This window comes from Pseudoduganella danionis, from assembly GCF_009720775.1.
GTDB lineage: Bacteria > Pseudomonadota > Gammaproteobacteria > Burkholderiales > Burkholderiaceae_D > Rugamonas > Rugamonas danionis.
In genome coordinates this window covers 45,347-67,739 of record NZ_WNKW01000010.1, presented here as the reverse complement: position 1 = coordinate 67,739, position 22,393 = coordinate 45,347, and the positions used below count along the sequence as shown (strand labels likewise).

Sequence of the window (22,393 nt, the reverse complement as noted above, 5' to 3'; positions counted from 1 at the left end):
TGCACTTTGCCCGACCTGACCCCGGGTGTGGGTTATTGCTGGCTGGCGATCCAGCGGTCGACCTTGGCTTCGAGCAGGGCCAGTGGCAGCGTGCCATCGCCGAGCACGACGGCGTGGAAGGCCGGCAGGCTGAACTTGCTACCGAGTGCTTTGGCGGCGCGCTCGCGCAGCGCGACGATCTTCAGCGAACCGATTTTGTAGCCCAGTGCCTGGGCCGGCCATGCCATGTAGCGCTCAGTCTCTGTTTTGGCGGTGACGTCATAGCCCAGCGTGTCGTGCATGTAGGCGATGCTTTGCTCGCGCGTCCAACCTTTGGCGTGCATGCCCGTATCGACCACCAGACGGGTGGCGCGCAGTAGTTCGTCGTTGAGGTGGCCGAAGTACTGGGCCGGATCTTCGAACAGGCCCATTTCCTTGCCCAGCGTTTCCGCATACAGCGCCCAGCCTTCCGTGAAGGCGTTGTTGCCGCCAAACTTGCGGAAATTCGGCAAATTCAGCTCCTGATTCAGCGCGATGTGGAAGTGGTGGCCCGGCTTGCCTTCGTGCAGGAACAGCGTGGTCATGCCCGTGCTGCCGTATTTGGTCGGGTCGTTCACCACCGACCAGAACACGCCAGGACGTGAACCGTCACCCGCTGGCGGGGTGTAGTGGTCGGACGCGGTGGCGCGGCTCAGTTCAGGCTCGAGACGCAGGTCGAGCGGGGCTTTTGGCAGCAGCGTGAACATCTGCGGCAGCTTGGCATCGAGTACGTCTTTGAGCTTGTGGTACACGGCTTGTACTTCGTCTTCCGTTTTGAACGGGTAGAACTTGGGCTGCGCCGCGACCCATACGGGAAGCCCGGCCGCAGGGCCGTCATAGCCTAGTTGCGGGCCGAGGATGGCGAACTGCGCCTGGATACGTGCCACTTCCTTCAGACCGATGGCGTGGATTTCTTCCGGCTTCAGCGTGGTGGTAGTGGCATTCGCGATGCGCGCCTGATACCACGCTGCACCATTCGGCAGGGCGCTCAGACCCGTGCTGGTGCGGCAGGCTGGCAGATAGTCTTGCTCGACAAACGTGGCCAGCCGTTTCAGGGCTGGCAGTATGCGCTCGCCCACGGCCTTGCGGTAGGCGGCCGTCAGGCGCTGCTGGTCGGCCGCGCTGAAGCTGGCTGGCATCTTCTTGATCGGGGAGTAGAAGATATTGCTTTCAGCCGAGTCGCTCAGCAGTTGCTGGAACTGGGGCAGGGCCGACACCATCAGCGCTTGCGGCTGGGTCACGCCGCTGCGCATGCCTACGCGCATATTGGCGATGGCCTGATCTATCCATGCCGGTAGCTGGCTGATACGGTGCAGATAGGCTTCGTATTGCTTGACGGTGGTGAGTGGCTGCGAACCTTCGCCGCCCGCGTAGTTGGCCAGCGTGACGGGCACGCTATCCATCTGGGTAATCGGCAGCAGGTGTTCGGGGAACGGCTCCATGGCCAGCAGGCCTTGCAGTTCGTAGGCGAGGATGTCGTAGCTGACGCGGTCGGTATGGTTCAGGCGCGCGCGCGGAATCTGCTGCAGGCGCTGGCTGAACTGGCGGTACAACTTGAACTGGCGCGCACGCTGGGTCGGCGCAATGCTCAGACCGAGCTGGTCGTCGAAACGGCTGTCGCCATTTTCGGTGGCGTTGAGCGGCTCGTAGCGCGCATTGGCATCGTAGTACTGGTCGGCCAGCTTGAGCAAGGCGCGCTGGGTGGCGACGTCGCTGGCGACCGGTACGGCAGTATCCGCTGCAGCAGCGGCAGGCTGGGTGGCAGCGTAGCTCAGCGAGGCAGTCAGCGGCGCGGATAGCGCCAGTGCAACAGCGGTAGCCAGTACAGCACGGGTAGGGCGGAATGGGCTCATGGGTCTCCTTGGTGTGGGGCGTTAAGCGGAACGCCGGTTAGGATAAGCCATCCGCGCCGGTGGCGCGAGGGTTTGTTGCTAGCCTGCCCAGTCGGCCACGCTACGCCCGTCTGCCGCCTAGGCCACGGCTTCCGCCAGCCGCCGCTCGTACAGGGCCGCAATCAGGTCGGATTGCGCCACCATGCCGGCGAAACGCTGCTCATGATCGATCACGGGAATGTGGTGCAGGCCGGAGTCGGCCATCAGCGGCACCAGATCGGCAATCGGCGTATCAATGTGCACGGTGGTGGCCTGCTTGCACATGATCTGGCCCACTACTTCCGCTTTTTCCGTATGGGTGATGCCGCTCTTGCGCAGGAACTTCTTGAGTTGGTGGTTCAGGCCGTGGATGTCGTTGAGGCCGCCGTATTCGAGGAAGTCGGCCAGCGTGATGATGCCGATCACGCGGTCGGCACGGTTCAGCACGGGCAGGGCGGCCAGCCGGTGTTCGCGCATCACGCGCCAGGCATCTTCCAGGCAGGAACCGAATTCGGCACTGACGATATCGCGCGACATGATATCGCCGCAGGTCAGCATGCCAAAGCGGCGCTGGTAGGCGCGCTGCTCGGTCTGCATGAACAGCGCATGCAGATCATCGCGGCTGATATCGAGTACCTGATTGTACTGGCGCAGCACGGCGTCCAGATCGTCCGGCTTGAAGCCCAGCCGCACGGTCGGCACTTCATCCTTGGTGGCGTGCAGGTTGGCTATGTGGGCTTGCTGGGTGTGCGGGTAGCTACGCCCGGTCAGGTTGTTGTAGAGGATGGCCAGCAGCACCATCATGGCCGAATTGGCCAGCACGGTCAGCATGGCAAAGTGGTAGCCGGCTGCCTGTACGGCAGGGCCGCCGATGACCGTGATCAGCGCCACGGCGCCGCCGGGCGGGTGCAGACAGCGCAGCGCGAACATGGCTGTCAGCGCGAGTGCCGCTGCCAGCGCACCGAGCAGGGCAGGGTTGAGGCTGGCACCGAGCCAGTGCACGCAGGCCACGCCGACCAGGGCACTGACCACATTGCCGCCGATAACCGACCACGGCTGGGCGAGCGGGCTGGCCGGCAGGGCAAACAGCAGCACGGCCGTGGCGCCCATCGGAGCGATCAGGCTGATGTGCAACTGGCTGGTAGCCAGCAACTGCTGGCAAAGCAGGGCGCCGATGAATAGCCCCAGCAGCATACCTGCTGCGCCACGCAGTTGTTCGCGCAGATTGGTAGTGGCAGGGCCCGGTAGCCAGCGTTGCAGCAGTGCGCGCATGTTGAATCCAGTATTTGAAATGGAGCAAATCTTACTCCAAGCTCAGGCTGCTGTGTGCAGGGCTGTTGTTGCCGCTACTCGCCGTGCATTACTAGCCGTGCGCCACCAGTTCCAGCGGCAGGGCCGTGGTGAACTTAATCTGCTCCATCGAGAACGCGGAAGAGACCCCGCTTAGCTGGGCCACCTTGATGAGTTTCTTGTAAAAACGGTCATAACCTTCGATATCGCTGGTCACCACTTTGAGCAGGTAATCGATATCGCCGCTCATGCGGTGGAATTCCTGCACTTCCGGCAGCGCGATCACGGCGGCCGCGAAGCGCGCCAGCCATTTATCGTCGTGCTGGCTGGTGCGCACGCTGACGAACACGGTCACGGGCAGGCCCACTTTGCGCCGGTTGACGATGGCCACGCGGTTCTCCAGATAGCCTTCTTCTTCGAGTCGGCGTATGCGTTTCCAGCACGGCGTAGCGGACAGGCCTATGCGTTCGCTGAGCTGGGCCACCGACAGCGTGCCGTCCACCTGCAGGGCGGAGAGGATAGCGTAATCATAGCGATCAAGTGGGTTCATGCTGTTAATTTCAAAAATATAGGATGAATGTCCTATATGTTAGTTGGGATAGGAGTATTTTAGTACATCTATTTTCGTCCTTCTGACTAAACTATATGCATTGATTAGCCTGCTTTCCTGTGCCCAACATGACCACCGAAATCTACCTTGACGGCAATGCCACCTCTCCCGTGCTGCCGGCCGCCATCGCCGCCGCCACCTGTGCCATGGGCCAGCGCTACGGCAACCCTAGCAGCAGCCATGCCGCCGGCCTGAGCGCCAAAGCCTTACTCGATCAGGCCCGCCAGTGCGCGCGCCGCCTGCTGGGCGTCGGTGAAGGCCGGCTGATGTTCAATAGCGGCGCCACCGAAGGCATACAGACGGCCGTGCTGTCGGCACTGGTGGCGCTGCGCGAGCGGCGCGAGCAGGGCGAGGCCATCGGCAGCCTGCTCGTATATGGCGCCACCGAACACAAGGCCGTACCGGAAAGTCTGGCGCACTGGAACCGTCTGCTGGGCCTGAACCTGACGCTGCACAAGCTGCCCGTGAACCCGCAAGGCACGCACGATCTGGACGCGCTGCGCGCCTGCGCCAGCGAAGCAGCACTGGTGTGCACCATGGCGGCGAATAATGAAACGGGTGTGATCAGCGATATCGCCGGCATCCAGAGCGTGTTGGAGCAGACTGGCTGCAAGGCTTACTGGATGGTCGACTGCGTACAGGCACTGGGCAAGCTGGCATTGCATCTGGCGGAGACCCGTATCGACTACGCGCCTTTCTCCGGCCACAAGCTGTATGCACCCAAGGGCATAGGCATGCTGTACGTGCGCGCCGGTGCACCGTTCACGCCGCTGATCGTGGGCGGCGGGCAGGAAAGTGCGCAGCGCTCGGGGACGGAAAACATGGCCGGTATCGCCGCGCTGGGTACCGTGCTGGCCGCGCTGGAACGGGGCGATACCTTCCGCACCCATGCCGAACTGGAAGACTACCGCGCCCGTCTGGCCGATGCGCTGCGCGCGGCCTTGCCCGGCATCGTCTTCAACAACCCGTTTGAAAACTCGCTGCCCACCACGCTGAACTTCTCCGTGCCCGGGCTGGCCAGCCGCGAGCTGATGGACGTGTTCGACGCTGCGCAAGTGCGCGTCAGCTCGGGCAGTGCCTGCTCGGCCGCCAAGGCGGCTCCGAGCTATGTGCTGGATGCCATGCAGTTGCCGCTGTGGCGCAGTGCCGGTGCCATCCGCATGTCGTTCGGCCCGCTGACGGATGCCGCCATGATAGACGACGCCTGCCGCCGTATTGCCCGTTGTGGCGCGGCACTGCGGGCCGGCTGTTTGATTCCGTCCGAGCGCAACGGCGCGGCCCATGACGGCCTGCTGCAGATGGGCGTGGAAGGCGCCTGTAGCTGGCTGGTGCTCGATGCGGCCAGCCGTAGTTGCGTGCTGATCGATCCGCTGCCCGACCATACGGCCCGTATCGAAGCCTTTGTGCGCTGCCAGAACTACCGCGTGCAAGCCATACTGAACACCATGGCAGGGCAGCAGAACGGTGCGCTGATCGAAGCATTGGGTCGTCATGCGGCCAGCCGTGTATCGGCCGATGCCTATGGCTGGCCGGCTTTGCCCGATAAGGTCACGCTGGCCGGCGGCCAGTCCGTGCCTGCACTGAAGCTGGGTGCGCGTACGCTGGCCTGTGTGGTGGACGGCGCGCAGCGCCACTATCTGCTGGGACAGGCGCAGCAAGGCCAGTTGGCCGTCGCAGCGGTACGCTTTGCTTTCAGCAACAACCAATGTGCGCCAGCATTGCAGGGGCTGACGGGGGCGGCCACGCTGCTGTGCCCTAGCCGCGATGAGCAGAACCAGTTCTGCGCCGGGGCGATGGCCGCTGCCACCGTCTGCTGCGACAGCCTGCAGCTTGACCATGCGGGCTTGAACCTGTTGCTGGCAGCGCATCCTGATGCCTTGCTGATCGATGTGCGCGAAGACTACGAATACGCGGCCAGCGCTACCGTGCTGCCGGTGGCCGGCAAGGTGCAGAGCGTGCCGTTGAGCCGTCTGACGGAACATGCGGCTGACTGGCTGGCGACAGCCGATAGCACGCTGGTATTCATCTGCCGCAGCGGCAACCGCAGCCTGAAAGCCGCACAGTGTCTGCGCCGGCTGGGCCACCAGCACAGCTACAGCCTGACGGGCGGATGGGCCCTGGCAGCGCTGGCACAGGCGGCTTAAGGCTTGCACGATTACAGTTGTCTCTTCGTTTGAGGGCCGCGCAAGCGGCCCTTTTTTTTGCTCCGGCGCCAGCGTATATGTACGCCTGCGCACGGTCGCGCCCGCGCCCGCCCAGTAAGCTGCCTATGCATCTTATTCTGCAATAGTTTTGCGAGGCCGGGAGTGTCTATGTTTGTCCCTCTGTTTTTGCCACTGATTGCTGCCCGCACGGTGTCCCGCGAAGACGAGACGGCCGATCTTCCGTTGCGCGCGGAATTGTTCAGCGCCGTGCAGATGGCTGTGCATGGCAAGACGCTGGCCAGCCACCACCGCCTCAGCACGCACGGCGGCGCCGACCGCCTATTGGTGCGGCTGGCGCAGAACGCCAGCGTGATCGATGCCACTTGCAGCGAACTGACGGCCGCCGTCAAGCAGGGGCGCCAGATCACGCCGGCCTCGGAATGGCTGCTCGATAACTTTTACCTGATCGAAGAGCAGATTCGTATTGCCCGCCGTCACCTGCCGCGCAACTACAGCCGCCAGTTGCCCCGCCTCGACGGCGATGCCCTGCCGGCCTGCCCGCGCGTCTACCGCATCGCACTGGAAATCATCGCCCATGGCGATGGCCGGGTTGATCCCGAATCCTTGTGCCGCTTCGTGGCGGCGTATCAGGAAGTGGCCAGCCTGCAGCTCGGCGAGCTGTGGGCCATCCCCATCATGCTGCGGCTGGCGCTGATCGAAAACCTGCGCCGCGTGGCTGTGCGGGTGGCCGACAACCGGCGCCAGCGCGATCTGGCCAACCACTGGGCCGACCAGATGACGCAGGTGGCCGAGAGCAACCCGAGCGGCCTGATCCTGCTGGTGGCCGACATGGCGCGTTCCAATCCGCCCATTACCAGCGCCTTCGTGGCCGAACTGGCGCGCCGCCTGCAAGGCCAGAGTCCGGCCCTGACGCTGGCGTTGTCGTGGATTACCCACCGGCTGGCGGAAGCCGGGCAGACCATAGAACAGCAGATCCAGGCTGAAATCCAGCAGCAGGCCGCCGAACAGGTATCGATCGCCAACAGCATAGGCAGCCTGCGCTTCCTCGGCACCATGGACTGGCAGGAGTTTGTCGAAACCATGAGCGTGGTGGAGCAGACCCTGCGCCAGGACCCTGCTGGTGTGTACGCGCAGATGGCTTTTGCCACGCGCGACCTGTACCGCCATGCGATCGAAAAGATCGCCCGCCGCAGCGCCTACACGGAAGGCGAAGTGGCGCAGCACGCGCTGCAGCTTGCGCAAGCCCATGGCAGTGAAGAACGTTATGGCCACGTGGGCTACTACCTGATAGGCGCGGGCGTGGTCCAGCTCGAACGCCAGTGCCGCATGCGGCGCCCGTGGCTGGAAGTGCTGCAGCAGACCGCGCGCAGCGCGCCGCTGACGACTTATCTGGGCGCGATTGCCGCGCTGGCGCTGGTGGCGACAGCATGGCTGGTGCGGCAGGCTGCGCTGCAGGGCGTGGCGCCAGCTTGGCTGCTGTTGACGGCCGTACTGACCCTGCTGGCTAGCGGCCAGCTCGCGCTGGCGCTGGTCAACTGGCTGGCCACGCTACTGACCCAGCCCCACCCATTGCCGCGCATGGCGCTGCCGCAGGGCGTGCCGGCCGATGCGCGCACGCTGGTGGTGGTGCCGGCGCTGCTGTACAGCAGCGAGAATGTGGCACAGCTCTGCGAGCAGCTCGAAGTGCACTTCCTTGCCAACCGCGACCGGCATCTGCAATTCTGTCTGCTCACGGATCTGACGGATGCCGACAGCGCCATCCAGCCTGCCGATGCCGCCCTGATCGAACAGGCACAGCACAGCATCGCCCAGCTCAACCGGCAATACGGCGCGCGCATGGAAGACGAGCTGCCGTTACCGTTCGTGCTGCTGCACCGGCCACGGCTGTGGAATGCGCAGGAAGGCGTCTGGATGGGCTATGAACGCAAGCGCGGCAAGCTGCAGGACCTGAACCGCCTGCTGTGCGGGGCCGGCGCGGCGGCATTCAGCGTGGTCGAGGGCGATATCAGCCGGCTGGCCGCAGTGCGCTATGTGATTACGCTCGACAGCGATACCCGCTTGCCGCGCGAAGCAGCGCAGCAGATGATCGCCACCATGCTGCACCCGCTGAATCAGCCGCGCGTGGATCAGCGCCTGCAGCGCGTGGTGGAAGGCTATGGCATCCTGCAGCCGCGCATCGCCGTCAGCGTGCCGGGCGAACAGGCATCGCTCTATGAAAAACTGTGCGGCGGCGAGCCCGGTATCGACCCCTACACGCGCACCGTGTCGGACGTGTATCAGGATGTGTTTTACGAAGGCTCGTTCATCGGAAAAGGCATTTACGATGTGGGCGTGTTCCGTCAGGTGCTGGACGGCCGCCTGCCGGAAAACCGCATCCTCAGCCACGACCTGCTGGAAGGCTGTTATCTGCGTGCGGGCCTGCTCAGCGATGTGCAGCTATACGAAGCCTATCCGTCCCGCTATAGCGACGATGTGCAGCGGCGCCAGCGCTGGATACGCGGCGACTGGCAAGTGGCCGCATGGCTGGGCCATCGCGTGCCGCTGCCCGAACGTCAGCGCGAGCGCAATCCCCTGTCGCTGCTATCGCGCTGGAAGCTGTTCGATAATTTGCGCCGCAGCGTGACGGCGCCGGCCTTGCTGGGCTTATTGCTGCTGGCATGGCTGGTGCTGCCGCGCCCGTGGTTATGGACTGCGGCCGTGCTGGCCGTGCTGTTTGTAACGCCGCTGCTCGGTGGCCTGTACGATCTGGCACGGCGCCCGCGCGATACATTGTGGCGTCAGCATATGCGGGCCAGCCTGCGCCGCAGCAGCCTGCAGTTTGCCCATGCCTTGCTGATGCTGGTGTTCCTGCCCTATGAAGCGTGGTTCAGTCTGGACGCGATCGCGCGCAGCTACTGGCGCCTGCTGGTGTCGCATCAGCGCCTGCTTGAATGGCGCGCTTCCACGCTGGTGGCACAGGCCAGCGGCAATAGCTGGCGCAGCATGTGGCCCGCGTCCGCGCTGTGCGGGCTGGCGCTGCTGGCTATCCTGCTGTGGCAGCCGGCCAGCCTGTGGCCGGCCCTGCTGTTTGTGCCGCTCTGGCTGCTGGCGCCGGCGCTGGCCAACCGTATCAGCCAGCCCATTGCCCGCAAGAGTGTCACGCTGTCGGCCGAGCAGTTGCTATTCCTGCGCACACTGGCGCGCCGCACCTGGGCCTATTTCGAACGTTTCGTGGGACCGGAAGATAACTGGCTGCCGCCCGATAATATGCAAGAGCATCCGGTGCAAGTGGTGGCGCACCGCACTTCGCCGACCAATATCGGCATGGCCCTGCTGGCCAACCTCAGTGCCAGCGATTTTGGCTATCTGACCGTGGGCCAACTAATCGACCGTACCGCGCATACCTTGACGACGCTGGACCGGCTGGAGCGCTATCAGGGCCATTTCTACAACTGGTACGACACCCGCAGCCTGCAGCCGCTGCTGCCCATCTATGTATCGACAGTCGACAGCGGCAATCTGGCCGGACATCTGCTGACCCTGCAGGCGGGGCTGAACGGACTGGCGGCCCAGCCCGTGCTCGGCACGCGGCAGGTGGAAGGGCTGGTGACTACGGCCACGCTGCTGCAGCAGGCCTGGCGTGAACAGTATGGGGCCATGGCGGGTGAACTCGGCATCGTGCTGCAGGAAGCGCCTGATGGAAGCGATGGTGCGCAGATGCGCCATTGGCTATTGCGCCTGCAGCAACTGCTGGGCGGACTGGACCCGCAGGCCGCTCTGCATGGCGAAACCCTGCTGTGGCATACGGCGCTGCTGCAGCAATGCCGTGCAGCGCTGGCCGAACTGGCACTGCTGATGCCGTGGCTGGTGCTGCCGGCCGAAGCCTTGCCCGATAGCGCACTGCTGCGCATCCCTAGCCTGCGCGAACTGGCCGCGCTGCACGATAGCGTGAACGGTGTGCAGCAAAGCGCACTGGCCCCGGCCGAACGCGAACGCCAGTTGCAACTGGCGCAGCTATGTGCGGAAGCCGCGCAGGCCGCGCAGCAGCGTATCCAGGCACTGGAAGGGCTGGCGCAGCGCTGCGCCGCGTTCGCGCGCATGGAGTACGGCTTCCTGTACAACAGCACCACCCATCTGCTGGCGATAGGCTATAACGTCAGCGAACGCCGGCTCGATAGCAGTTATTACGATCTGCTGGCTTCGGAAGTACGGCTGGCCAGCTTCGTCGCCATTGCGCAAGGCCAGCTACCGCAGGAACACTGGTTCGCACTGGGCCGCCAGCTATGCATCGTGGCAGGCCAGCCCGTGCTGCTGTCGTGGAGCGGCTCGATGTTCGAATACCTGATGCCGCTGCTGGTCATGCCCAGCTATCCCGATACGCTGCTGGACCAGACTTACCGCGCCGTGATCGCTGCGCAGATCGAGTATGGCCGGCGCCGCAACGTGCCGTGGGGGATATCGGAATCGGGCTACAACATGGTCGATGCCAGCCTGAATTACCAGTACCGCGCATTCGGCGTGCCGGGGCTGGGCCTCAAACGCGGGCTCGGTGATGATCTGGTGGTGGCGCCGTATGCCAGCATGCTGGGGCTGATGGTGCAGCCGGAAGCGGCGTGCAGCAATCTGCAGAAAATGGCCGCGCTCGGCTATCTGGGCCGCTACGGTTTCTACGAAGCGGTGGACTTCACGGCAGCGCGCCTGCCACGCGGGCAGACGGCCGCCGTGATCCGTTCCTTCATGGTGCACCATCAGGGCATGGGCCTGCTGGCGCTGGCCTACCTGCTGCATCAGCGCCCCATGCAGCGCCGCTTCGAATCGGACCCGCTGCTGCAATCGACCCTGCTGGTGCTGCAGGAACGCAGCCCGCAGCTGGGCGCATTCTATTCCAACACCACCGAGCAGGCGGCGCTACGCAGCAATGTCGTCGAGCCGAGCATGCCTATGCGCATACTGGGCCAGCCCAGTACGGCCGTGCCGGAAACCCAGTTGCTGTCGAACGGGCGCTATCACGTGATGGTGACCAATGCAGGCGGCAGCTATAGCCGCTGGAAGGATATGGCCGTGACGCGCTGGCGCGAAGACAGCACGCGCGACCACTGGGGCAATTTCTGCTATGTGCGCGACCTCGATGATGGGCGCTACTGGTCCACCACCTATCAGCCCACGCTGGTAGAACCGCGTCGCTACGAAGTGATCTTCTCGGAAGGGCGGGCCGAGTTCCGCCGTAGCGACCGTGGCATCGATCTGTACACGGAAATCGTGGTGTCGCCGGAAGATGATATCGAACTGCGCCGCAGCCGTATCACCAACCAGTCGGAGCAGGTACGCACGCTGGAAATCACCAGCTATGCGGAAGTGGCGCTGGCACCGGCCGCCGCCGATGCTGCCCATCCGGCATTCAGCAAGCTGTTTGTGCAGAGCGAAATCCTGCATGGCGAGAATGCCATCCTGTGCACGCGCCGCCCGCGCGGCGCGCACGATGCGACACCGTGGCTGCTGCACGCCATGATGGTGCATGATGGCGTGGTCAGCGCCGTCTCGTTCGAGACGGACCGTTCGCGCTTCCTCGGCCGTGGCCGCAGCGCGCTCGATCCGGCCGCCATGGCGGAAGGCAGTACGCTGGGCGGCGCCGAAGGCTCGGTGCTCGATCCCGTGGTGGCGATACGCCAGACCATCACCCTGCAGCCCGACCAGACCGTGATTGTCGATATCGTCACCGGCATGTGCGAACAGCGCGAAGCGGCGCTGCACCTGATCGACAAGTATCAGGACCGCCATCTGGCCGACCGCGTGTTCGAACTCGCGTGGACCCATAGCCAGGTGGTGCTGCGCCAGCTCAATGCCAGCGAAGCCGATGCGCAGTTGTATGCGCGGCTGGCCAACGCCGTGATCTATCCCCATGCTTCGCTGCGCGCCGATGCGGCCATCCTGATGCGCAACCAGCGCGGCCAGTCCGGCCTGTGGGCGTATGCGATTTCGGGCGACCTGCCCATCGTGCTGCTGCAGATCCGCGACCCGGCGAATATCGAACTGGCGCGCCAGATGGTGCAGGCACACGCTTACTGGCGCCTGAAAGGGCTGGTGGTGGATCTGGTGATCTGGTACGAGGACCAGAGCGGCTACCGCCAGCTACTGCATGACCAGATCATGGGCCTGATTGCTTCCGGCATCGATGCGCAGGCCATAGACCGGCCCGGCGGCATCTTCGTGCGACTCGTGGACCAGATCGCCAACGAAGACCGCATCCTGCTGCAGTCGGTGGCGCGCGCCATCCTGAGCGATCAGCGCGGCACGCTGGCCGAGCAGATCAAGCGTTCCGTGCCCGCGCCGCTGCGTATGCCGCTGCTGCAGCCGGAAGGCGGCACGGCCTATGCCGAGGCGCTGCCGGCCTATGAAGAAACTGCGCTGCCGCAAGGCCTGCTGCTGGCTAACGGCATGGGCGGCTTCAGCGCCGACGGCCGCGAATACGTGATCGTTTCCGGCGCTGGCGAGCGCACCCCGGCGCCATGGTCGAATGTGCTGGCCAATCCGCAGTTCGGCAGCGTGATCTCGGAAAGCGGGCAGGCCTATAGCTGGCACGAAAATGCCCACGAGTTCCGCCTCACGCCGTGGCATAACGATCCTGTCAGCGACAGTAGCGGCGAAGCCTTCTACATCCGCGACGAGCAGACCGGCCAGTTCTGGTCGCCCACGCCGCTGCCGGCACCGGCGGCAGGGCGCTACGTGACGCGCCACGGCTTCGGCTACAGCAGCTTTGAACACAGCACGGCCGGTATCGCCAGCACGCTGACCACTTTCGTGGCCATTGATGCGCCTATCCGCTACACGCTGCTGAAAGTGAAAAACCTCTCGGCCAGCAGCCGCCGGCTGTCGCTGGCCGCTTATGTGGAATGGGTGCTCGGCGATATGCGTGCCAAGTCCGGCATGCATCTGCTGACGGAAGTGGATGGACCCAGTGGTGCGCTGTTTGCGCGCAATCCCTACAACACCGAGTTCACGGGGCGGGTGGCCTTCTTCAACTGCGATGCGGCGCTGCGCAGCCACACGGCCGACCGTAGCGAATTCATAGGCCGCAACGGCACGCTGGCCGCGCCGGCCGCGCTGCGCCGCTTGCGCCTGTCCGGCCGCACAGGCGCCGGTCTCGATGCGTGCGCAGCCCTGATGGTGCCGATCGAACTGCTGCCGGGACAGGAGCGCGAAGTGGTGTTTGTGCTCGGCGTGGCAGGGCGGCGCAATGCCGACGCGAGCACGCTGGTGCAGAAGCACCGCAGTGCCGAAGCGGCATACGAAGCGCTGGCCGCCGTACAGGCCTACTGGCAGGCCACGCTAGGCGCCGTGCAGATCCGCACGCCCGAGCCGGAGCTCGATGTGCTGGTCAATGGCTGGCTGATGTACCAGACCATCGCCTGCCGCATGTGGGCGCGCAGCGGCTATTACCAGTCCGGTGGTGCCTTCGGCTTCCGCGACCAGTTGCAGGATGCCATGGCCACCATCCACACCCGTCCTGCACTGCTGCGCGAACAGTTGCTGCTGTGCGCTGCCCACCAGTTCCTCGAAGGCGATGTGCAGCACTGGTGGCATCCGCCGTCCGACCGCGGTGTGCGCACCCACTGTTCGGACGACTACCTGTGGCTACCGCTGGCGGCAGCGCGCTATGTACAGGCCACGGATGATCTGGCGGTGCTGGATGAGGCGCAGCCCTATCTGGAAGGGCGCGCCGTCAAGCCGGAAGAAGATTCTTATTACGACCTGCCACTACGCTCGGCGCAGCAAGGTACGCTGTACGAGCACTGCCAGCGCGCTATCCGCCACGGCTGGCGGCTGGGCGCGCATGATCTGCCACTGATCGGCTCCTGCGACTGGAACGACGGCATGGACAAGGTGGGCGAGCAGGGCCGCGGCGAGAGTATCTGGCTGGCCTTCTTCCAGTGCGAAGTGCTGCAGCGTTTTGCTGAAGTGGCCGAGCAGCGGCAGGATGCCATCTTTGCCGCCGAATGCCGCACCCATGCGCGCGCGCTGGCTGCCGCCGTCGAGCAGCATGGCTGGGATGGCGAGTGGTACCGGCGCGCCTATTTCGACGATGGCACGCCGCTGGGCTCTCACCTCAACGAGGAATGCCAGATCGATTCGATTTCGCAGAGCTGGGGCGTGCTGTCCGGTGCGGCCGATGGCGCGCGCGTGCGCACCGCCATGACGCAGGTGAACCAGCGGCTGGTGCGGCGCGAAGATGGCATCATCCAGTTGCTGCAGCCGCCATTCGACAAGGCCGGTCCCAATCCCGGCTATATCCGCGGCTATGTGCCGGGCGTGCGTGAAAATGGTGGACAGTACACCCATGCCGCCATCTGGACGGCCATGGCTTTTGCCCGGCTGGGTGAGACGGCGCTGGCGTGGGAGCTGGCGCGCATGATCAATCCGTTGCGGCATACGGCCACGCCCGAGGCCATGCAGCGCTATCGGGTCGAACCGTATGTGATTACGGCGGACGTGTATGCGGTGCCGCCTCACGTGGGACGCGGCGGCTGGAGCTGGTACACGGGATCATCCGGCTGGATGTACCGCCTGCTGGTGGAGTCGCTGCTGGGAGTGCGGCGCACGGGCCAACTGCTGGAACTGTCGCCGCGCATGCCGCCCGCATGGGAGCATTTCGAATTGAGCTACTGCTATGGCGCGGCGCGCTATGTGATCCGCGTCCAGCGCAGCCAGTCTGACGACTGGCTGCTGGTGCTGGATGGGGAAAGACTGGCGGGGCTGCAGATCACGCTGGAGGACCAGCCGGTCACGCATACGGTGGACCTGTACGTTCCAGCCTTGTCCGTATCAGGCGCCTAGGGTGGCGCCTGCGCCCATCAGCGTAGCCACGCCGAGCAGGGCGAATACCAGTGCCGCAATGCCGTGCACCAGTTTCAGCGAAACGCGGTGGGCGATTTTATCGCCCAGGTACACGGCTGGCACATTGGCCAGCATCATGCCGAAGGTGGTGCCGCACACCACCGCCACCAGACTGTGATAGCGCGCAGCCAGTGCTACCGTAGCCACCTGCGTCTTGTCGCCCATCTCGGCGACGAAGAAGGCGATCAGGGTGGTAAGGAACACGCCGTACTTCGCCAGCGGCATATCTTCTTCATCGATCTTGTCCGGTATCAGTGTCCATACCGCCATGGCGATGAAGGACACGCCCAGCACCCAGCGCAGGATATCGGGGCCCAGCAGGCTGGTAATCCAGCTACCTATAGCGGCCGCGAACGCGTGGTTGGCGATCGTAGCCACAAATATTGCGGCCACGATGGGCAGCGGGCGGCGGAATTTGGCGGCCAGACAAAAGGCCAGCAACTGGGTCTTGTCACCGATTTCGGCCAGTGCGACGATGCCGGTGGAAATGAGGAAAGCTTCCATGATGTTCCTGCTTGAATAGTGGGGCGCATCTTAACATGGGGCTGTGCTATTCTGCTGCGCGCTCCGGTCACTTAGGATGAACCCCATGCAACTCAAGAAAACTCTCAAATCCCTTGCGGCGCTGCTGCTGGCCGCCGGTACCTCGCTCGGTCTGGCCCATGCCGATCCGCTCAGTTATGCGCGCTACGATCAGGTGCGCACCAGCGATCTGCATCTGGACCTGAAAGCCGATTTTTCCCGTCACATCCTGTCCGGCTACGCCGAGCTGACCCTGAACTGGCTCGATAAATCGGCCAGTTCGCTGGTGCTCGATACCAGCGAACTGAATATCGCCCGCGTGCAGCTGCTGCATCCTTCGGGCCGCTGGCAGGCCGCCTCCTATATGCTGGATAAACCCGATGCTGAAAAAGGCCGCGCGCTGCGCATTGCCGTGCCGTTCCAGCCGCAGAAAGTGCGCATCTACTATCGCACGGCGCCTTCGGCCACGGCACTGCAGTGGATGTCGCCGCAGCAGACCATGTCCGGCAAGCGCCCGCTCATGTTCAGCCAGTCCGAATCGATCAATGCCCGCTCGTGGGTACCGCTGCAGGATACGCCGGCCGTGCGCTTTACCTATAGCGCCCGCATCGCTGCACCGGAAGGCTTGCGCGTGGTGATGAGCGCGGCCAACGACCAGCAGTCGCATGGCGTGGGCGGCTGGAAGTTCAGCATGGCGCAGCCTATCCCGTCCTATCTGCTGGCGATCGCCATCGGCGAAATCGAAGTGCGCAATCTGGGGCCGCGTTCCGCGGTCTATGCAGAACCGGCCCGTATCGATGCGGCGGCCTACGAGCTGGCCGATACGGAAAAGATGATCAGCGCAGCCGAAGAACTGTATGGCCCGTATCGCTGGGAGCGTTACGACATGCTGGTGCTGCCGCCATCCTTCCCCATAGGCGGGATGGAGAACCCGCGCCTGACTTTTGTCACCCCCACCATGATCGCAGGCGACCGCAGTCTGGTCGACCTGATCGCCCATGAACTGGCCCACTCGTGGTCCGGCAATCTGGTGACCAACGCGACGTGGAAGCACTTCTGGCTGAACGAAGGCTTTACCAATTACGTCACCACGCGCGTGGTGGAAAAGCTGTACGGTGAAGAAGTGGCGCAGATGAATCTGCAGGTGGAGCAGGAAGAAGCCATGGCCTCGCTGGCCGCGATCCCGCCCGCCAAACAGGCGCTGGTGACGCGCGATGCCGATACGGCTGCGGCCACCTACACGGATACGGAACTGGTGTATCCCAAAGGTGCATGGCTGCTGCGCACGCTCGAGCAGCGTGCCGGACGCAGCGTGTTCGATGCCTTCCTGCGCGGCTGGTTTGACCAGCATGCGTTCCAGTCGGTGCGCACGGAAGACTTTGTCAGCTACCTCAAGACCCATCTGCTGGCGGCCCATCCCGAAGTGATGAGCGTAGCAGAGCTGGACGAGTGGCTGTATGGCGCCGGCATACCGGCCAGCGCGCGCCATGAAGCGTCACCACGGCTGGCCACGCTCGATACCCAGCGCAGCGCATGGCTGCAGGGCACCCTGGCCACGGCCGACCTGCCGGCACAGGGCTGGATTGCACTTGAATGGATGCACTTCCTGAACGATATCGATGGCAAGGCCACGGCCAGCCAGCTACAGGAACTGGACCAGCGCTTCGGGCTGGCGAAGAGCGGCAACAATGAAATCGCCTACCGTTTCTACCTGTCGTCGATCAAGGCCGGCTACAACGTGCGCGCACCGCTGCAGACCTTCCTGCTCAACGTGGGGCGGCAGAAGTTCGTGGTGCCACTGTATGCGGCGCTGCTGAACCATCCGGCCGAACGCGCATGGGCCAAAACGCTGTACGCGCAGGCGCGCCAGCACTATCATCCCGTGACGCAAAGCTCGGTCGATAAACTATTCAAGAAACCATGATGCTGAAATTTACTCCTACTCTCGGTGCCACGCTGGTGCTGCTGGCACTGAGCACGAACGCGCTGGCTACCTCGCCGGTGGCGGTCGCTCCTCCTCCTTTGCAGCAAGCTGCGGGTGCGCCGGCACCGGTGCCGGCCTTCGACCTTGAAGCGGATGTGCAGCGCGTGCTGAAGACTTTCGATGTGCCGGGCATGGCAGTGGCCATCGTCAAGGACGGCAAGGTGGTGGCAGCCAATGGCTATGGCGTGCGCAAGCTGGGAGTAGCCACGCCCGTGGACGGCCACACGCTGTTTGAAATCGCCTCCAACTCGAAAGCCTTTACGGCCGCCGCGCTGGCGCAACTCGTCGATGACGGCAAGCTGGCATGGGACGATCCGGTGACCAAGCATCTGCCGGATTTCCAGATGCACGACTCGTATGTGACGGGCGTGATGACGGTGCGCGATCTGCTGACCCACCGCAGCGGTCTGGGACTGGGTGCGGGCGATCTGCTGTGGTGGCCCACCACCAGTTTCAGCACGGATGAAATCATCGCCCGCCTGCGTTACGTGAAGCCGGCCACCAGCTTCCGCAACAACTACGCCTACGACAATCTGCTCTACATCGTGGCCGGAAAAATCATCGCGCAGAAGGCGGGCAAGCCGTGGGGCGCGGTCGTGCGCGAACGCATCCTCACCCCGCTGGCCATGCAGGAAACCACTACCAGCGTGGATGCCATGCGCGCTGGCAGCAACTACTCTGCGCCACATAGCAAGATCAACGACAAGATCAGCGTGGTCAAACCCATGCAGGTGGAGAATGCCATCGGCGCAGTCGGCATCAATACCAGTGCCAGTGATATCGCCCGCTGGATGAATATGTTGCTCAACGAGGGCAAGCTGGAAGACGGCAGCCAGATCCTCAGCAGCAAGCAGATCGGCGAACTGTGGACCGAGCAGACGCCTATGCGCATCCGCACGCCCAAGCCGCCGCTGGCTGCCACCAAGCCTAATTTCGCCGGCTATGGACTGGGCTTCAGTCTGCGCGATTACAAGGGCCGCAAGATTGCCATGCATGGTGGCGCGCTGCAGGGCTTTTATTCGACCGTGCTGATGGTGCCGGAAGAAAAGCTCGGCATCGCCATACTGACCAATGCGGAGAACAGCCCGGCCATGGCGGCGCTGTACTGGCGCATACTGGACCAGTATCTGAACGTGCCGGCCAGCGACTGGATTACGCTGTATGCGGAACAGGAAGCGGCAGCCCACAAGGAGGAGCTGGAGCGCCAGTGCAAGGAGAGCGCAGCGCGCGCTGCCAAGTCATCGCCATCGCTGCCGCTGGCAGCCTATGAGGGCGAGTATGAAGATGCGTGGTATGGCAAGGTCAGTATCCGGCGCGAAGGCCGCAAGCAGATCATGCGCTTTAGCCGCACGCCCGATCTCGAAGGCGAACTGGAACACTTCCAGCACGACACCTTCATCGTGCGCTGGAAAGAGCGCAACTTCAACGCCGATGCCTACGTCAGCTTTGCGCTCAATCCGGACGCCAGCATCGAGCGCATGAAGATGGCGCCCGTCTCGACGGAGACGGATTTCAGCTTCGATTTCCGCGATCTGAGTTTCACGCCTGTGGCAGCGCCCAAGACCAAGTAAATCAGAGCTGGGTTTCGACCCGGTTGCGGCCCTGGCTCTTGGCGCGGTACAGGGCTAGATCCGCCGAGTGGAACAGGTCGTCCAGTGCGGCGTGGGGGCCATGGGCCACGGCCACGCCGAAGCTGGCGGTCACGCGCAGGATGTAGCCGTCGCTGAGCGTGAGCGGCTCCTGTTCGATGGCCACGCGCAGCCGTTCGGCGAGCGCACGGGCAGCTTCCAGCCCGCAGAAGCTAGGCATGACGACGAATTCCTCGCCGCCGTAGCGCGCCAGTATCTCGCCGTCGCGCAGGGTGGAGCGCACCACTTCGGCGATGCGGATCAGCACCTGATCGCCGGCATCGTGGCCGTAACAGTCGTTGACGGATTTGAAGTGGTCGATGTCGAACAGGATTACGGCCAGCGATTCATCTTTTTCGTGCGCACCGCGCAAGCGCAAATTTCCGGCCGTGGCAAAGGCGCGCCGGTTCAGGATGCCGGTCAGGTAGTCAGTGTCTGCACGCGTCTTGAGTTCCTCGATCAGGCGCGCACGCTCTTGTTCGAGCCGCTGGCGCTCCATGCTGTTTTCGCGCAGAGTGGCCAGCGCGCGCAGCATATCGCCGATTTCATCCTGACGCCGGCTGATGCGTGAAGGCGGCGTGTAATCGCCGTTGCCGAGGCGGACCACGGCGCGCGTGGCGCGCAGCAGCGGCGTCACCACGCGCACGCGCACAATCACCAGCAGAGTGACCAGTACCAGCAGGATGGCGGCGCCATTCAGCATGGCCCAGCTCAGCTCATGGCGGGCGCGCGCAAACTCGTCCCGCGCCTGATTTTCCGCTTCCTGCAGCAGCGCATCGCGTACCGCCAGTATCGGCGCCATGGTGGGCACATAGCGCTGGGCAAACTGCGCCGTGTCCATGTCGTAGTGACGCGCCGTGCTATCGCGTGCGCCATTGCTGCTGGTCTGCTCCACGGCGCTGATGATGCGCTGGCCGGCGTCGAAATAATCGCTATCCATGTGCGCCACGGCCGCTTTGATATGCACTGCCTGATCGGCATCGTTATTGGCAGTCTTGATGAGCTGGCGTAGTTGTTCCAGCCGGCCGCGCAGGAATTGCAGGCGTTGCTGCTGCGCGCTGCTGAGGGCTTGGGCGGTGGCCAGCGGAGCGGTCAATGTGGACCCCAGCCGGCCTGCGTATTCGCGCAGTTCTACTGCCAGCCGTGCTTTGACCAGCAGGCGGGTAATGCGCGGATAGGCTTGCTCGGACGCGCGCGTGGCTTCGGTGACGGCGTCGAGGGCCAGCGGCACCAGAGCATACATGCGCTCGACTGCCGCATCGAGCTGGGCCGGCGTGCGGCCGGCGGGTGGTTGGGCCGCCAACTGGTCGACATGGCGGCGCGCTTCGCGCAAAGCCAGTTCCAGTCCGGCCAATTGGCTGGCCGGCACTGTGTTGCCATGGCTGAGTTGTTGCTGTAGTTGGCGCAGCGCGGCGTTGGTATCGTTGCGCGCGGTGCGCAGGCGTTCTTGCTTGGCGGGTGCGGCAGGGTGGCCGTCGCCCATGACAGCATTGCTGGGGCCGCGTTCGAATGAGAGCTTTTCCGCCGCGCGCATGGATGCGGCCACTAATTGCAGCGCCTGCAAACCCTGCTCGGCAGCCTGATACTGGCGCCATTCAGCCCACAGCGAACGGCCCTGTACGCCACACACGAGCAGCGCCAGTATGGCGCTGATCAGGGTGAATAGTCGGGTGAGTCGCATTGTGGCTTTTCTGAATATTTTTTTGCTAGTTAGCAATATGCCACAAACTGCCTGCTTCAGGTGTAAATCTGCCTGACGCTGCCGTGATCGGCGCGCACGGGCCTGTCTGCAGCCACGCTGAATGGGGTAGTAGCGCGCAAATTAGCCGCAATTAGCGTGCAATAGGATGGCAATAGGACCACGAATAGGCTCAAAGCCTGCAATAAAGCTGAGCCAGGGCGGGCGGCGAAGCGCAGCTAATGGTAGGATGTCGGCCTCACGTTGTCCGGCGCAGCCGTAGACGATGGAAAGCTTGTCAGTTTATTAAATGAAGGATGAAGAAGATGTCTATGCAACGAGTTATGCTGCGCTCCAAGCTGCACCGCGTGACGGTGACCCAGGCCGATCTGCACTACGAAGGTTCCTGCGGTATCGATCAGGATCTGCTGGAAGCGGCCGATATCTGGGTCAACGAGAAGATCGAACTCTACAATGTCAACAACGGTGAACGTTTCTCCACCTATGCGATTCCGGGCCTGCGCGGCACGGGCGAGATTTCGCTCAATGGCGCGGCCGCACGCCGCGCCCAGCTCGGCGACCTGCTGATCATCTGCACCTATGCGCCGATGACGGAAGAGCAGGCCAAGGATTACAAACCGAAGGTCGTGTTCGTCGATGACAAGAACAAGATCAAGGGTATGAAAGCCTAAGCGCCGAACTAGCACAGTTATCTGTCGCTCAATAGCCACGGGGCAGGTCGCGATTTCCTTGGAAATCGTCGCCTGCCCCGTGGTTTTTTTTTGTGCGCGTCGTGTGCCGAGCGGCTTATTTGTCGATGCCGTCGCTGCGCAGTAGTTGCGACATGTATTGTGGCGTGATGCCGAGGAAGGATGCCACGACTTTCTGCGAAATGCGCTGCTCCAGTCCCGGATATTCGCGCCGGAACGCTGCCAGCCGACCCTGTGCCGGCGAAGCATTGATGCACATGCGGCGTGCCTGTTCCATGATGCTGCACTCGGAGACTTTCAGATAGTAGTCGCGCAGCATGCTATTGGTTTCGCGCATGGCCGTGTAGGCGGCCCAGTCCAGCTTGAAACCATGCACTGCCGTTTCCGCCACCACGAAATGCTGGGCCGGCAGACCATCGCGCGCGCGCAGCAGATCGTCATGCGAAGCGGCTGGTTCGCCATCGGTGACGAAGTGCAGCGTGACTTCGGTGCCCGCTTCCGTGATAAAACCAGTGCGCGCCACGCCGCTGTGCAGCCAGTACAGATTCTGGGCGATCGTGCCTATGCGCTGCAGGAATTCGCCTTTACGGAAACTGACGGGCGTAGCCAGTGGCGCCAGCAAAACCGTAACCTCATCATACATAGCGGGTGTAACTTTATAACGCTGAGAGGTGATGTCACGGTATTTCGCGCGGTGGTCGATGAATGCCTGGCTCATTTTGATGTCGTTTTATTCCGGCGCGCGAAGCGGCCTATCATGGGAGCCGAAAGTGTAAACCTTTTTTACGGTCTGTAGCGCAATTTTCATTGTATTTCGGAATTAAAATTAGAGAGATACTTCAGATTTAAACTAGTTGAACGCCGGCCAAACGTCCCATTCTCATAGGTAAAACCCGGCTAAATGAAGTTAAATCGGACAAGCTTGTCAAAAACAGTTGCAAACTTGCAACAAGCTACTCTCTGGCCGGTAGAAGCTGTACTCCGACTACATCATATTGCATTTTAAGTATGAAATTACAGGCTGTTGTTTAACTGCCAGTGGCCAT

At 63.3% G+C, this 22,393-nt stretch carries 11 protein-coding genes; 5 read left to right on the top strand and 6 right to left on the bottom strand.

What is annotated here, in order from left to right:
* Window positions 1–32: 32 nt before the first annotated feature.
* From GM655_RS21380 to GM655_RS21370, 3 genes are all read right to left on the bottom strand, one after another.
* Window positions 33–1,871 carry a DUF885 domain-containing protein gene (locus GM655_RS21380; RefSeq protein WP_155436693.1) on the bottom strand — a complete coding sequence of 613 codons (1,839 nt, stop codon included), beginning with the start codon at window positions 1,869–1,871 and terminating at the stop codon, window positions 33–35.
* Between the two features lie 117 nt (window positions 1,872–1,988).
* A complete protein-coding gene (locus tag GM655_RS21375; protein ID WP_155436692.1) occupies window positions 1,989–3,161 on the bottom strand; it encodes an HPP family protein in 1,173 nt (390 codons plus the stop codon).
* Between the two features lie 91 nt (window positions 3,162–3,252).
* Window positions 3,253–3,729 (bottom strand): Lrp/AsnC family transcriptional regulator, encoded by a 477-nt coding sequence (locus GM655_RS21370; protein WP_155436691.1) that lies wholly within the window; start codon window positions 3,727–3,729, stop codon window positions 3,253–3,255.
* Between the two features lie 128 nt (window positions 3,730–3,857).
* On the opposite strand from GM655_RS21370, the gene GM655_RS21365 reads away from it, so the two are divergent.
* Together GM655_RS21365 and GM655_RS21360 are read left to right on the top strand one after the other, a co-directional pair.
* On the top strand, window positions 3,858–5,933 hold the full coding sequence (locus tag GM655_RS21365) for an aminotransferase class V-fold PLP-dependent enzyme (RefSeq protein ID WP_155436690.1): 2,076 nt from the start codon (window positions 3,858–3,860) through the stop codon (window positions 5,931–5,933).
* A 168-nt stretch (window positions 5,934–6,101) separates the two neighbouring features.
* The gene (locus GM655_RS21360) at window positions 6,102–14,765 is read left to right on the top strand and encodes a GH36-type glycosyl hydrolase domain-containing protein (RefSeq protein ID WP_155436689.1); all 8,664 of its coding nucleotides are present in this window, start codon (window positions 6,102–6,104) and stop codon (window positions 14,763–14,765) included.
* Here the strand turns inward: GM655_RS21360 and GM655_RS21355 are convergent.
* Window positions 14,754–15,329, bottom strand: coding sequence for a TMEM165/GDT1 family protein (locus GM655_RS21355; RefSeq protein WP_155436688.1), 576 nt, complete (start codon window positions 15,327–15,329; stop codon window positions 14,754–14,756). The two genes, GM655_RS21360 and GM655_RS21355, sit on opposite strands and share 12 nt — an antisense overlap.
* An 85-nt stretch (window positions 15,330–15,414) precedes the next feature.
* Between GM655_RS21355 and GM655_RS21350 the strand changes: the two genes are divergently transcribed.
* The gene (locus GM655_RS21350) at window positions 15,415–17,271 is read left to right on the top strand and encodes a M1 family metallopeptidase (RefSeq protein ID WP_155436687.1); all 1,857 of its coding nucleotides are present in this window, start codon (window positions 15,415–15,417) and stop codon (window positions 17,269–17,271) included.
* On the top strand, window positions 17,268–18,902 hold the full coding sequence (locus GM655_RS21345) for a serine hydrolase (protein ID WP_229632687.1): 1,635 nt from the start codon (window positions 17,268–17,270) through the stop codon (window positions 18,900–18,902). Before GM655_RS21350 ends, GM655_RS21345 begins: the two co-directional genes overlap by 4 nt.
* Before the next feature lies 1 nt (window position 18,903).
* Here GM655_RS21345 and GM655_RS21340 read toward each other — a convergent pair whose 3' ends face one another.
* On the bottom strand, window positions 18,904–20,640 hold the full coding sequence (locus GM655_RS21340) for a GGDEF domain-containing protein (RefSeq protein ID WP_155436686.1): 1,737 nt from the start codon (window positions 20,638–20,640) through the stop codon (window positions 18,904–18,906).
* 329 nt (window positions 20,641–20,969) lie between these two features.
* On the opposite strand from GM655_RS21340, the gene panD reads away from it, so the two are divergent.
* Window positions 20,970–21,329, top strand: a complete 360-nt coding sequence (gene panD / locus GM655_RS21335; protein ID WP_155436685.1) for an aspartate 1-decarboxylase — start codon at window positions 20,970–20,972, stop codon at window positions 21,327–21,329.
* A gap of 115 nt (window positions 21,330–21,444) precedes the next feature.
* On the opposite strand, the gene GM655_RS21330 is transcribed toward panD, so the two are convergent.
* Window positions 21,445–22,065 carry a Crp/Fnr family transcriptional regulator gene (locus GM655_RS21330; RefSeq protein WP_229632686.1) on the bottom strand — a complete coding sequence of 207 codons (621 nt, stop codon included), beginning with the start codon at window positions 22,063–22,065 and terminating at the stop codon, window positions 21,445–21,447.
* Between the last annotated feature and the right edge of the window lie 328 nt (window positions 22,066–22,393).

Coding starts and splice junctions, on each gene's coding strand:
- GM655_RS21345 (WP_229632687.1), top strand. CDS start 17,268: ATGATGCTGAAATTTACTCCTACTCTCGGTGCCACGCTGGTGCTGCTG.
- GM655_RS21365 (WP_155436690.1), top strand. CDS start 3,858: ATGACCACCGAAATCTACCTTGACGGCAATGCCACCTCTCCCGTGCTG.
- GM655_RS21360 (WP_155436689.1), top strand. CDS start 6,102: ATGTTTGTCCCTCTGTTTTTGCCACTGATTGCTGCCCGCACGGTGTCC.
- GM655_RS21375 (WP_155436692.1), bottom strand. CDS start 3,161: ATGCGCGCACTGCTGCAACGCTGGCTACCGGGCCCTGCCACTACCAAT.
- GM655_RS21330 (WP_229632686.1), bottom strand. CDS start 22,065: ATGAGCCAGGCATTCATCGACCACCGCGCGAAATACCGTGACATCACC.
- panD (WP_155436685.1), top strand. CDS start 20,970: ATGCAACGAGTTATGCTGCGCTCCAAGCTGCACCGCGTGACGGTGACC.
- GM655_RS21355 (WP_155436688.1), bottom strand. CDS start 15,329: ATGGAAGCTTTCCTCATTTCCACCGGCATCGTCGCACTGGCCGAAATC.
- GM655_RS21350 (WP_155436687.1), top strand. CDS start 15,415: ATGCAACTCAAGAAAACTCTCAAATCCCTTGCGGCGCTGCTGCTGGCC.
- GM655_RS21340 (WP_155436686.1), bottom strand. CDS start 20,640: ATGCGACTCACCCGACTATTCACCCTGATCAGCGCCATACTGGCGCTG.
- GM655_RS21370 (WP_155436691.1), bottom strand. CDS start 3,729: ATGAACCCACTTGATCGCTATGATTACGCTATCCTCTCCGCCCTGCAG.
- GM655_RS21380 (WP_155436693.1), bottom strand. CDS start 1,871: ATGAGCCCATTCCGCCCTACCCGTGCTGTACTGGCTACCGCTGTTGCA.